Source organism: Pseudomonas putida (assembly GCF_028682475.1).
Classification (GTDB): Bacteria; Pseudomonadota; Gammaproteobacteria; order Pseudomonadales; family Pseudomonadaceae; genus Aquipseudomonas; species Aquipseudomonas putida_AG.
In genome coordinates, this window is sequence record NZ_JANHLE010000008.1 from 155,837 (window position 1) to 169,388 (window position 13,552).

Consider the following 13,552-nt stretch of genomic DNA (forward strand, 5'->3'; position numbering starts at 1 on the left):
CTTCCCAGAAGAAAAGGGCGTGGACTTTTGTCTGCCGCTTACGGGTAAGCGATGGAGTAAGTCACGGAGCTGGTTACGGTGCCGGCAGCGGCTACGTCTTGCGCGTAGTACTGCACACCATAAGGCAGAAGCGCGCTACCTGAAGCAATATCAATCTGGGTGGTGGCGGTTCTTTGCGACTCATGCCCGGCTTTGATTGCGTTGTTGGCGTTAGCGCTGCTGGTATCGACCAATTGCAACTGCACGCCCTTTGCCGTGCCACCAACGTTTTTCAGGTTACCGCTGCTAGGATCGACAGAGCTGCCGGCTTCGAAGAAGGTATAGGCTTTTTTCGAGGCCGCACCGCACTCGCTCAGCTCCATGGTGAATCCGGTCAGGCCTGCGACCTGGCCCTTGGTGCCCAGGGTTTTGGCCGCGACAGCTGGCAAGGTGACAGTGCTGGAGTTACTACCCCCGTTGACTTTGACAACACAGGTTTCGGCTTTGACTTCACCGTTGAACGTGATGGTGCCGTCCCCCGCCGCCATGGCGAAAGGCGTCGAGCCGGCAGCGATCATTAGTGCAAGAAGGCGGGATTTGTAATGCATGAAAGAACTCCGAGAGAACGATTGTTGTGCTGTTAGTTGCGCACGCTCATGAACGGTAGCGATCATGATTTGTTGCGTGACCAAGTGTAAGTAGCAGGACAGCCGCTCAATATAGGAGTGGTCCGAAAATCATTCCGACACTTCAAGGTATAACAAGCAGGGTGAGTACCCTGCTGAGCTCCAAAATAAATTAACCATCAGTTTTCAGGATCACGGTCTATAGGAGTGCTCCTAAAAACAACCCCGGCGTTGCAAAGTTAATTACGCACCTTAGTTAAAACCCAATTTAAACGCTACGCCGGGATATCAGTCAGGGCATGCCACTGCTCGACAAGCATGCGCAAGTACGTCGCCGTTTCGGCGTTGCGCCAATCTGTCTGAAACCGCACTGTTTGTTCCAGTGTTGCAGCCGCTGCGGCCAGATCAGTCCATGACAGCGCCAACGCCGCGCCGTGCAAGCGATGAGCCGCATGCACGGCGCGGGTCTGATCGCCCAGCGCTACCGCCTCAAGCAGATGACTCAGGTCGGCACGCAGTTCCTCGTGCACGGCCGAAAGCTCCATCACCTGGGGCGTGAGGCCTTGCCCCTGCGGCACCAGCGGTAGGTCACACCACAGTTCGATGACTTCCTGCAATTTGGCCAGGCGGATCGGCTTGCTCAGCACGCCGTCCATACCTGCATCGAAACAGCGCTCAAGGTGCTCATTACCGGTCAACGCCGAGATGGCGATGATCGGACAGTATGTCCTTTCCAGGCTTTGCTCCAGCTCACGGAATTCAGCGGCCAGGCTGTAACCATCCTGGTCTGGCAGATCGCAGTCCATCAGCACCAGATTGACTGGCTGCTGGCTGAACACTGCCAGTCCTTGCGCGGCGTCCTCTGCGAGTAATACTTCGCAGCCAAAGCCCTCTATCTGTGCACGCAGTACGTGTCGGTTGGCCTGCGTGTCTTCCACCACCAGCACGCGCAGGCCGCTGACCGCCGAAGTGTCGGCAGTGACAGGCTGCTGCGCTTCGGTTGCGCCAGGCAAATCTTGTGTTGCTGCCAACTCTACCGGCAACACCACCTCGACCGTCGTACCAACTCCCTGCGTGCTGCTGAGCGTGAGTTTACCGCGCATCAATTTCACCAGGCGCCGGCAGACCACCAGCCCCAGGCCGGTTCCGCCGGTGCGCTTGAATGCGTTACGTGACCGGGCATAAGGTCGGAACAACGACTGCAGTGCCTGCGGCGACAGGCCAATGCCACTGTCCACGATGCGCATCAGCAACTGCCGGGTAGTGGCCGTCGGCCCCTCCAGCAGCTGCAGCTGAACCTCGACCCGACCGGCGTCGGTGAACTTGATCGCATTGCTGATCAGGTTGCGCACGATCTGGGCCACGCGCAGGTCATCGAGCATCAATGGCGCGATAGCGCGCTCGCCGCTGAATGTCAGCACCAGGCCTTTCTCATCAGCATGCAGCTGATAGCTGTCTATCTCGCGTTGCACCAGCCCCGGCACGTCTATCGGCTCCAGGCTGAGCTTGAGTTGGCCGGCATCCATCCTCGATATGTCCAGCACATCATCCACCAAGCGCAGGAGCGTGGTTGCGCCGTTGTTGGCCAGACCAGTGAAATGCCGCTGCTGCTCGTCGAGGGGGGTATGCTCGAGCAACTCCACCGCTGCCAGCACCGCATTCATGGGCGAGCGGATCTCATGGCTCATTACAGCCAGGAACATGGCTTTCTCTTGTTCGTTTTGCATCGCCCGGCGACGTTGCTGGCGGCTTTGCCAAACCAGGGCCAGCAACAACAGCACAACCGACAGCAACATCCATAGCTCGCCGTCATAGTGTTCGGCGATGGTTGTGAGGGGCGGAATGTCCAGGTTCATATCGGCAAACCAATCGTCAAAGATTGCTTTGCGCTCATCTGCGGTAATGGAGGCCAGCGCCTTCTCCAGTATGGAAAGCAGGAGGGCCTGGTCGTCACGCACCGCCATACTGACACCCGTATGCAGTGCAGGTATTACACCGGAAACCTGCAGCACGCCCTGGAACTGTCGGGACAGGTAGGGAATCAGCAACCACTCCGAAGCAACAGCGGCGTCGGCTTGCCCCTCCTGAACCATCACCATCATATCCACCGCATTCTCGGCGATGATGATCGTTACCCCTGGCGCTTGATTGCGCAAGAATGCGCTGTACTCGTCCCGCGCCAATATCACCAGCGTCTTGCCTGCCATTTGTCCCAGCTCAACGATGGGCTGATCGCCAAAGCGGCTGACAAGAACGGTCGAGCTGTTGTTGTAGCGGGTGGTGTAGGCCAAGCCGACATCGTCGGCTATAGCTGCAGCCCTGCGCCGCGTGGACAGCAAGTCAATCTCGCCGTTGATCAACAGATCTTTACGCGCGCTTCGTGAAGTGGTGGTGGTCACTAACTCGAATCGCAGCCCCGTGCGCAGTCCGATCATCCGCAGGTACTTGGAGGACAGCCCTCGCAATTCCTTGCCATTCAGGTATTCGAACGGCACAAGCTTGTCAAACACACCTACGCGCAGCAGCGGATGGGCAGCAATCCAGTCGCGTTCCTGCGCAGTCAGTTCCAATCGCGAGGGGGTGGCGTTTACGCCTGGCGACGCCAGGCTTGCCGCCAGGGCGAATGTCAGCAGTAGACGACGAAGGAACATACTCACAATGGCGTTACCCATTGGGCCGGCGCCCCCGGCAACACGTCGAGCGGCATTCCGCCGCTCAAGGCATTCCAGTGCTCGACCAGTCCCTTCAACGCCAGCGCATAGGCAGGCTCATTCCATTGCACATCCGCGCGCAAGAGGTTTTCCAGTGTCTCGCTATCTCTGGCCAAGGCCGCCCACTCCATAATCAAGGCCGCACCGTGCAAACGATGGGCGGCATGCAAGGCAGCCTTGCGATCAAACAAGGCCATGGCCTTTACCAGGCTACCGACATCACGGGCCATTTCCCGGTTGATTGCCGCCTGATCTAGCGTCGGGGCCATCAAGGCGGCACTGGGGGCTGCCAAGGTCACGTCACACCAGGCCTCGATGACCTCGCGCAACTTGCCCAAGCCGATGGGTTTGCTCAGGACCCCGTCCATGCCGGCAGCAAAACAGCGCTCCAGGTGCTGATCACCGGTCAATGCCGAAATAGCGATGATCGGGCAGTGCAAGCGACCCAATTGCGCTTCCAGCTCACGTAACTCACGGACCAGGCTGTAGCCATCCTGATCGGGCAAGTCACAGTCCATCAGAATCAGGTCGTAGCAGCTTTCACGGAACAAGGCACGGGCCTGGGCGGCGTCGGCCGCCACCACCGGACGACAGCCAAAGCCGCTGATTTGCGCGCGCAGCACCTCCTGGTTGGCCAAGGTATCCTCCACCACCAGCACCTGCAGGCCGCAAAGCGCCGGTACCGGGGGCAACGTCTCAATGCACGTAGACGACAGAGGCTTCGGCGCGGGCGTCACCGGCAGGAGGATGGTCACTGTAGTGCCCACCCCCTGCTCACTCCTGAGAGTCAACGAGCCGTTCATCAAGCCCACCAGCTGCTGACAGATTACTAAGCCCAAGCCAGTACCGCCTGATCGCTTGTACGAGTGACTGGCCTGGGCATAGGGCCGAAACAGTGAAGCCTGGACGGCGTCGGAAATGCCGATACCCGTGTCGCGCACCTCGATCTGCAACTGCGGCTCGGCAGCGCCTTCCACCCTCAGGCGCAAGTTGATGTCGACATATCCGGCATCGGTAAATTTGATTGCGTTGGAGAGGACGTTATGAAAGACCTGCGCCAGACGGGTACTGTCGAGCAACAGCAAGGGAAGTTGCGTCTCGATATGCGGGTTCAGCGCCAGCTGCTTTTCCCGGGCGCGCAGGCTTTGCAAGCCCACCACACCCTGTAACAGCGCCCCGACATCGGTGGGCTCGACAGCAAGGCGCAACTGGCCTGTCTCGAGCTTGGACACATCAAGCACGTTATCCAGCAATCGCAACAATGCATTGGCACCACTGTTGGCCAAATCCGCAAAGTGGCGCTGCTGATCATTGAGCCGGGTGTGCCCCAGCAGTTCCATGGCCGCCAGCACAGCATTCATGGGCGAGCGGATTTCATGGCTCATGGCCGCCAGGAACGAGGTTTTTTCCTGTTCGTTACGGACGGCCCGGCGTCGTTGCAAAAGACTGCGGTACACCAGTACACCGAGGGCGATCAACATCAACGCCCCCAACAGCAACAGATGCAGGTAGTGGCTGCTGATACTCAACAACGAAAGCTGGTCGACATCGAGTTCCCGATACCACTGTTCGTAGAGGTCATGGCGTTGCTGCGGCGTGATCGAATTCAGCGCTTTGTCGAGGATTGAAAAAAGCACTGCCTGGTCAGCTCGCACCGCCATGCTCACATCCAGTTGCTGGCTGCCGACCACGCCCGAGGTTTCCAGAATGCCTTGGAACTGCCGGTAAAGATAAGGCATCAGGAAGGTTTCGCTTGCCACTACGGCATCCGCGCGGCCGTCCTTGACCAGGTTCAGCATTTCCAGGGCAGAATTGCTTTTGATCAGCCTGGTCTCGAGTTTCCTGTTCCTGAACATGAGTTCGTAGTGGTCGATATTGGGAATCACCACGGTTTTGCCCTGCAACTGCTCAAGGTCGAAGGCCTCGGGACCGTCGACACGCGTCACAATGATCGGTGAGGTAGATTGGTAAGGCAGTGCTTTCAAGGTAGAGGGGAGCGGCGACCCTCTGAAACGCAAGTAAGAAGACAGCAGGTCAACCCGGCCTTCCAGCAACATATTCACGCGCACCGCTGCCGTGCTGCCGGGCACATAACTGAAAGACAAGCCGGTCTTACGACTCACTAGCTCAAGAAAATGCAGTGTGCGTCCGTGCAGCTGTGTACCGTCCATATACTCGAACGGAATCAGGTCCTCGACCACGCCTACACGCAGGTGTGGATGTGCCTTGATCCAGTCCTGCTCCTCAGCGGTCAGATCAATCGCTGCTGCCCAGGCGCCGGACGACCAGCAACCGACCAGCAGAAGAACCAGCGCCGCCCGGTTTAGCCACGCACTCATGACGGACCGGTGAACTTTTTATTCAGCTTGAACAACTCATTGTTTGAGGTGACTCCAAGCTTGCGAAACGCCGAGGTTTTTTGTGTGCTGATGGTCTTGATGCTGCGGTTGAATTTTTCGGCAATGTCGCTCACGGTCATGCCCGCCAGATAGCAGCGAATAACCTCCTGCTCGCGACTGGTCAGCTCGGCCTGTACCAGCGGGTCCGGTGCTTCGTTTTGATCCTGGACTGTATTGGTTACAGCCTCAGCCAGCCGGTAGGTCATATCGTCATTCAGGTACACCGCACCGCCTGCAACCCTGCGCACCGCCTTGACCAGTTGCCTCATCTCTTCGCCTTTGCCGACAAAGCCCCGGGCGCCCACGCGCATGGCCAGGCCGACGGTAGCCGGGTCATGATGGCTGGAGAGGATGAGAATCTGACAATCGGGAAACTTGATCCGCAACGCACGGATAAGCGATACCCCGTCCAATTCGTCGGGGTTCAGTGAAAAGTCCAGCAGCAACAAGTCAGCCGGTGCCTTCGCCAAACCGGCGATCAGATCCCGGCTTCGTTCATAGATACCGACAACTTCAAAGTCTGTTTCGGCGGCCAGAGTGTTGGCTAGCCCATGGCGCACAACGGCATGGTCATCGAGTAACGCAATGCGTATCCGTTTCATGGTGAACGAATCCAGTCGAACCCGTGCGGGTGACACTGTTGAAATAAGCGGCCGCTGATCAATCCAGCGCCCTGATACGCACCTCAGTATACTCAACAGCGGGCAGTTTTCACGTCATGTTTTGCGCGCCTCCCCTGCTATCCGCACGGCCGCCCCAGCAGTGGTTCAACGCCCTTCGATAATATGTTTGATCTTGAACAGTTCGTTGTTGGAGACCACGCCCAACTTGCGAAACGCCGCAGCCTTTTGCGAACTGATGGTCTTGATGCTGCGATTGAACTTCTCGGCAATGTCGGTAATGGTCATGCCTGCCAGATAACAGCGAATGACCTCCTGCTCACGGTTGGAAAGGCTGACATACCGTATGGCATCAGCGCGATTTTTTTCGTCGCCGTCGTAATTGACCGCGGTGGCCTCTGCAACCCGATAGGCCATGTCCGGGCTCAAATACACCGCGCCCGAAGCAACCACCCTGATAGCCTTGACCAACTGGCTCATGTCTTCACCTTTACCGAGAAATCCGCGGGCGCCGACGCGCAAGGCGAGAATGACGGTCGCTGAATCATGGTGCGTGGAAAACACCAGGATACGGCACTCCGGATATTTCACCCGCAACGCACGGATCAGCAAAACACCGTCCAGTTCATCTGGTCCGAGGACAAAATCCAGCAGCAGGACATCGGCCGGAGCTGTTGCCAGGCCGCTCATCAAATCGCGGCTACGGGCGTACACACCGACCAGTTCAAATTCCGACTCCTGCGCTAATCGATTGACCAATCCATGCCGCACGATTGCATGATCATCCAGTAAAGCAACTTTTAAGCGTTTCATAGATCACAGGACACTCTGTATAACGAGCAAAAATACATCCAGGTATTACTGCAAATCGCCTACAGCCAGCAGCATTAGTGCAAACAAGGTATTAGCGCGATTATCATGTAATCTAGAGAAGTACTGTCCTGCTGAGTATCGGAAAACTCCTAAAAGTTAACATTGGGAAACACCAAAATAAATCTCAGGTGCGCACAAGCGGCGCAACTATGCACTGAGACTAGCTGAAGAAACAATTAACATTACCGAAGCTTTTCCTGCTCTACCATGAAGGTCATAAAATCATCGAACTCCATCGGTCGGGCCAAGGCATAGCCCTGCCCTATGCGACACCCCAGGCGGTACAACAACGGGATGGTATGTTCATCTTCGATACCCTCGGCCACCATGTTCAGATTGAGTAAACCTGCCCAGTTGACGATGCCGGCAATGACCTTGCGGGAGGACGCGTGCAGTTCAACACCGCGAACGAAAGCGCCGTCGATTTTCATCTCGTCGAACGACTGATTCGCCAACAGCTTCAACGTCGCCGCACCCGAGCCAAAATCATCCAGGGACACCTGGAAGCCCTTGGCGCGAATGGCTGTCAATGAGGCCGAAAGCTGCAGCTCGTCGGGTTCCGGTACATCCTCGGTCAGCTCGATTTTCAGTAATCGGCTCGGCAAGTCTGCCTGGTACATGCGCGCTGCCAAGCGATCCGCGAAGTTCGCGGTGCAAATGGTCTTGGCCGATGCGTTGACTGCAATCGGGATGCGGATGTTCTTGCGCTTCAACGCCGACAACGCCTTGAGGGTCCACATTTCCACCAGACTGAACAACAACAGGTCCAGTTCAAGCCGGTTAACCAGGGGGATCAACACCGAAGGCGGTATCTCGCCGAAGCGCGGGTGCCGCCAGCGCACCAACGCTTCAGCACCGACGACACGTCGGCTGAGCAATTCAAACTGTGGCTGGAAGACAAAGCGCAGGCCTGTTCCGGTGGTCAAGGCATTGATCACTTCGTCTTCGGCCAGGCTATCGAAGATGACTGTAGCCATTGGCTGGTCACGTTGCGCACGTGTCAGCAGCAATGCACGCAAGGCGTCGCCGAGATCCATCGTGCCGCCCTCACGCACGATCTCTACGCTGATGCCTGCCGCACGTGCCAGCCGTGCATGCGACTCCAGCGCACTGATGGCGACCCCGCCCAGGCGCTTGACCCAATGCGCACTGGTGACCTTCTCGCTCATCAGCGAGGCATGATCGTCGATCACTTGCGGCGGAGGAATAAGAGTGGTTTCTCCGGTCCAGAAGATGCTCGGGAACTGGCTCAAGGTGCCAGCCTCATACAAGCTTCTGAGCAGGCTCGGCAACATCAGCCCATCACCACATTCGGGACGAATTTCACACACGATGACGTCCGCGCTACTTTCGTGCAACCACGCCGCCACCGCACTCAAGGCGTCGAGATTGGTCACAGGCGTGATGCCCATGCAGTCCAGGGCTGAGGCGAGCCGGGAGGCTGACGTGGCGTCAGACGCCAGGGTAATCACACGCAACACGCTGAACTCGTTGGGCACAGCGGCATTCAAGGTCATGGCAAGAAGGTTCCAGGGTTTGTTCTGGAAAAAATCTTATCAGCCACACATTTGAAACAAATAGGAATGGGACTAAAAGTAACTGTTGGGCTATCCGAGACTGCAACGGCGCGCCCCTAAGCCATGCTGTGACAACCTCCCCCCACACGAGCGTCCGCCATGAGCGAATTCATTTACTGCCATCCCCACCACCACAACCGCGCAGCCGACTACCGCCACTTGCGCGTCACGCCAAGCACCGGCGCTCTGGGTGCCGACGTCGAGGGTCTCGACCTTAATCGCCTCAATACTGCAGGCTTCGCCGAGCTGCGCCAGGCACTGCTTGCGCACAAGGTCCTGTTCATCCGCGACCAGCACCTCAGTATCGCGGACCTGGAACGGGTTACCCTGCAGTTCGGCGAATTCGGCCACGAGCCCTACGTGACCACGATGGCCGATCACCCGCATGTGGTGCATGTAGTCAAGGAAGCCGACGAGAAGGCGCCCTTCGTGTTCGGCGGCGCCTGGCACAGCGACTGGACCTTCCAGGAGCGCCCGCCGGCCTTCACCCTGCTCTACGGCCACGACATCCCGCCTTACGGTGGCGACACCTGCTACGCCAATCTGGCGCTGGCCTATGAATGGTTGTCGCCGGGCATGCAGGCGCTGCTGGACAACCTTGATGCAATCCACAGCCCCGAGCGGGCCTACGGGGTCGGCGCCAACCACAACGCCCTGCTGGAAAACATGGCGATCCGCTTTGGCAGCGATACCTCACAAGACATGCGCAGCCACCCATTGGTGACCCGCCATCCGGAAACCGGCGAGAAGGTGCTGTTCATCAACCCAGCCTACACCACAGGTATCCAGGGCTTGCGTACGGAGGAAGCCAAGCCGCTGCTCGACTACCTGTTCAACCTGGCCGGCGCGCCAGCCTTCACCTGCCGCATGCGCTGGCGCCAGGGAACCCTGGCGATCTGGGACAACCGCAGCACCTGGCACCTGCCGATCTCCGACTACCACGGCATGCGCCGCGAGATGTTCCGTACCACGGTTGTCGGACAGGCGCCCAGCCGCTGATACCTCCCACCGGGTGGCGCTGTCAGAGGTTGTGCAATGCGTCTTCCAGCGCGTCGATGGCTGCTTCGACCTGGGCGACAGCCTGCTCGAGTTGCGCAAACGAGACCTGAGGGTCCAGGCAAGCGATCTCCAGTTGCCGGCAACGCTCAACCAGCTGCTCCCCCTTGACCACCTTCGCCGCACCTTTGATTCGGTGGGCCAGCTGGCCGAGCTTGTCGGTGTCGCCTGCTTGCAGCAAGGCCTTCAGTGCCTGGCAGTCCTTGCGATTGTTATTGATCAGCTCGCCGAGGATCTGGCGAAACTTCACCGGCTCACTGCTGATCAACAACTCCAGCGGGCCGAGGTCGACCAGGCGCAGCGCCTCAGGGGCCTGAATCAGCGGTTCTGAGGGGATAGGGACAAACTCGCCGTCCAGCTCAGTACCCGGCTCAAGCGCCAGCAAACGGGCGTCCAGCTCATCCAGCCCCAGTGGTTTGATCAGGCAATCGATCATGCCGGCCTGGATACACAGCTCGATCTCTTCCGGTTGCGCGTCGGCGGTCAGGCCGATGATCACTGTCGCTTCCAGCCCCTGTTCCTGTTCGGTCTTGCGGATCGCCCGGGTGAGGTCGACACCATTCATCACTGGCATATGGCAGTCGGTAATGATGATATCGAAGGGTTGCTCGCTCCAGCGCTGGAACGCCACCTGACCATTTTCCGCTTCACAGACTTCATGGCCGAGGTAACTCAGTTGCTCATGCAACACCTGACGATTGATCCGGTGATCATCCACCACCAGCACTTGCAGTTGGTATCTAGGCCTGGCCTGGATCAACGCAGGCACCGGCCGCACATCCATGTGCTCAAGCACTTGCAGGCGCATCTCGACATCAATCCGGGTGCCACGCCCCAAGGTACTGGTCAGCGTCACCCTGCCCCCCATCATTTCGCACAGCGAGCGGCAGATCACCAGACCCAGGCCTGTGCCTTCGGTCTGCTGGACATTGCGCTGGGCCTGGACGAAGGGCCGGAACAAACGTTGCTGGTCGCTCGGGCTGATGCCGACGCCGGTGTCTTCGACACTGAGGCTGACATGGAGCAGGCTGGTATCGACCAGCACCCCGCAGATGCTGATCTTGATCGCGCCTTCTTCGGTGAACTTGATGGCATTGCTGACCAGATTGGAGAGGATCTGCTTGAAACGCAGGGCATCGACCAGCACATCGCAATTGATGCTCGAGTCGATATCGAGGATCAGGTTCAGGCGTTTCTGCCGGGCCAGCCCTTCAAACACCCTGGCCACCGACTCGACCAGTTCGCGCAGGTTGGCACGTTTGGGCGACAGGCTCAGGCGACCGGACTCGATACGGGCGATGTCGAGGATATCGCCGATCAGTTCCAGCAGGCTTTTTGCCGAGGTATGGGCGATTTCAATGCTGGCGCGATCGATGGGTTTGCTGTCGGCACGCTTGAGTGCGAGCTCAAGGATGCCGATGACCGCATTCATGGGCGTGCGAATTTCATGGCTCATGGTCGCCAGGAAACTGGTCTTGGCGCGGCTGGCGTCGTCGGCCAGGTTTTTCGCTTCCTGTAGCTGCTCGACCAACTGCCGGTGTTCGGTGATATCCAGCCAGCCGCAGATGACGCCCTTGGTAACGCCTTGCGAATCCTGGAACGGCTGCACCCAGTGGTTGATCCACACTTCCCGGCCTTGCAACTGAATGGCATGCACCGACTCGATGGTCTGGCCGTCGCGCATGGCCTGCAGGTAGTTGCGATGAAAGTCCGGCAGGCTCTCGAAGTTTTCCTTGGGCAACTGGCGCACCGTTTTGTTCAGCACCTGCTCGGCGCTCAGGCCGACGCTTTTCAGGTAGCTGCGGTTGCACGACAGCATGCGCCCCTTGAGATCACGTACATACAGCGGTGGCGGCATGCTGTCGGTGAGTGTTTCGACAAACTGCAGTTGATCGTTGAGCATGCGCTCAGCCTTGGCCCGGGCCTTGATCTGCCGACGCAGATAGACCACCCAGACCAGCGACAGCAACAGCAGCAACCCGGCACCCGCGACGATTTCAACGATCACCCGCTGGTAATCGATCCAGGTCTGGCCGCTCATGCCCGGTGGCGAGCGCCAGCGGTTGGAGATCGCATTGAGCTCATCGGGTGCAATGCTCTGCAAGACCTTGTCGATGATCGATTGCAGTTCAACATCGCTGCGGCGCATCGCAAAGTTCGTCGTGGACGGCCCGACATCGAGCACTCGGTTGATTACCAGTTGGTCGCGAAACAGGCGCTCAATGTAATAACGCGCTGCTGGCAACGCCACCATGGCGGCATCGGCGTTGCCTTTATAAAGCATGTTCATCGTATCCAGCGTGGTGCCAGCTTCGATCACTTCTGCGTTGGGGTAGCGCTTGCGTAGCTGTTGAGCTGCCACGTGCCCGGACGGAATTGCCAGCCGCTTGTCGATCAGGCTCTCCAGCTTGCCTTGCTGCTGCATGCCGCTGATCAGCACAAACGGGCTATCGATCAGGGGCCGGGAAAAGCGCAGGTACGCTTCACGCTCGGGGCTGGCGGTCATCAAGGCCAGATCAGCTGCGTTTTTATGCAGCGCTTCGATCATCTGCGGGTACCCGCCCCTGACCACAACTATCTCGAAATGCAGACCGGTACTAAGGGTTATCACTTCAAGCAGATCAGCGACCCCGCCGGAAAACACACCGTTCGAGTCGTAGTAGGCACCCGGCGCCATATCATCATTGATCACCAATCGTGCCACCGGGTTGCGCTGAATCCAGCGCAACTGCTCGACGGTCAGGTCCATGGGTGCTTCATTGGGAAGGAAGCTGTTGCCGACCCAGCGCTTGGCCAGATTGCGCAACTGATCGTCGCCGATCGCCTCGATGGCGACATTGATGAGCCGCTGCAAGCGCGTGTTGTCGGTGCGCAACGCATAACTGTAGCCGCCTACCGTCAGGTCACTGAAACGCTCAAAGCGCAAGTAGCCGTAATACGCACGATTGATGCGGTAGTAGGCACTGTACAGATCGTCCAGATAAACGTCGGCTTGACCAAAGGCAGCGGCGGCAATCGCCTTGTCATGGTCGGCATACACCCGCATGTCGGCCCTGGGATAGCGTTGTTTCAACTCGGCACTGTGTTCAGTGCTGACCGCTACGCGCAAGCCGGCAAGATCTGCGGGCGAATGCCGTGGTTCGGCACTGCGCTTGAACAGTGCCAGGCGGTCCCGGGCGTAGGGCTTGCTGAGCAGCAAATCCTGGCGCGGCGCAAGGCTACCGTGTCGGCTGATGACGTCGACGCTGCCCTCCTGCAAGGCATTCTCGGCATCGTCGTCGTTTGCAAAAGGAATGACTTTGATTTTCAAGCCCAGTAACTGCGCGACCAGGGCGGTTGCATCGGCGCTGATGCCCTCATACTGGTTGTCTTCGGCATTGACCGAAAACGGCGCTGACTCGCTGGCCGACACACCCACCCTGAGCTCGGCCTTGTGCCGCAGCCAATGCCAGTCTTCGGTGGAAATTTCAATATCGTGGCGGTCGATTCGCAGCTGGCTCGACAGCACCTGCGGGACCAGGGGCAAAGAGGCAGCCACAACCGCAGCGCTGCTGCACAGCAGGCAGATGAACAGGCACAAAGAACGTAAATACATGCGGGATCAGAGACCGAAAGAGCCGGAGAGTACGGGAACCAGTGGCTTGAGGGCAGTTCATCCAGGAACACAGCAAGAAGCTGGATAACCGCCAAGACTGGCGCAATGATAGTTCA

Annotated in this window: 8 protein-coding genes; 1 reads left to right on the forward strand and 7 read right to left on the reverse strand. The window is 58.4% G+C overall.

The annotated features are described in order from the left end of the window. Positions 1–38: 38 nt before the first annotated feature. The 6 genes from NPS47_RS09605 to NPS47_RS09630 form a co-directional block, all read right to left on the reverse strand. Complete coding sequence (locus NPS47_RS09605; RefSeq protein WP_274294755.1) at positions 39–587, reverse strand: fimbrial protein; 549 nt, start codon at positions 585–587, stop codon at positions 39–41. A gap of 293 nt (positions 588–880) precedes the next feature. Continuing rightward, positions 881–3,277, reverse strand: a complete 2,397-nt coding sequence (locus tag NPS47_RS09610) for an ATP-binding protein (RefSeq protein ID WP_274294756.1) — start codon at positions 3,275–3,277, stop codon at positions 881–883. After that, a complete protein-coding gene (locus tag NPS47_RS09615; RefSeq protein ID WP_274294757.1) occupies positions 3,259–5,655 on the reverse strand; it encodes an ATP-binding protein in 2,397 nt (798 codons plus the stop codon). Before NPS47_RS09615 ends, NPS47_RS09610 begins: the two co-directional genes overlap by 19 nt. Next, the gene (locus NPS47_RS09620) at positions 5,652–6,317 is read right to left on the reverse strand and encodes a response regulator transcription factor (protein WP_274294758.1); all 666 of its coding nucleotides are present in this window, start codon (positions 6,315–6,317) and stop codon (positions 5,652–5,654) included. Before NPS47_RS09620 ends, NPS47_RS09615 begins: the two co-directional genes overlap by 4 nt. A gap of 165 nt (positions 6,318–6,482) precedes the next feature. Beyond that, a complete protein-coding gene (locus tag NPS47_RS09625; protein ID WP_274294759.1) occupies positions 6,483–7,148 on the reverse strand; it encodes a response regulator transcription factor in 666 nt (221 codons plus the stop codon). Between the two features lie 242 nt (positions 7,149–7,390). Beyond that, entirely contained in the window at positions 7,391–8,725 is a 1,335-nt protein-coding gene (locus NPS47_RS09630; RefSeq protein ID WP_274294760.1) for an EAL domain-containing protein, read from the reverse strand. A 159-nt stretch (positions 8,726–8,884) separates the two neighbouring features. Between NPS47_RS09630 and NPS47_RS09635 the strand changes: the two genes are divergently transcribed. Beyond that, positions 8,885–9,784: a TauD/TfdA dioxygenase family protein gene (locus NPS47_RS09635; RefSeq protein WP_274294761.1), complete on the forward strand. Its 900-nt coding sequence runs from the start codon at positions 8,885–8,887 to the stop codon at positions 9,782–9,784. A 22-nt stretch (positions 9,785–9,806) separates the two neighbouring features. On the opposite strand, the gene NPS47_RS09640 is transcribed toward NPS47_RS09635, so the two are convergent. Then, on the reverse strand, positions 9,807–13,436 hold the full coding sequence (locus NPS47_RS09640; protein ID WP_274294762.1) for a transporter substrate-binding domain-containing protein: 3,630 nt from the start codon (positions 13,434–13,436) through the stop codon (positions 9,807–9,809). Positions 13,437–13,552: the final 116 nt, after the last annotated feature.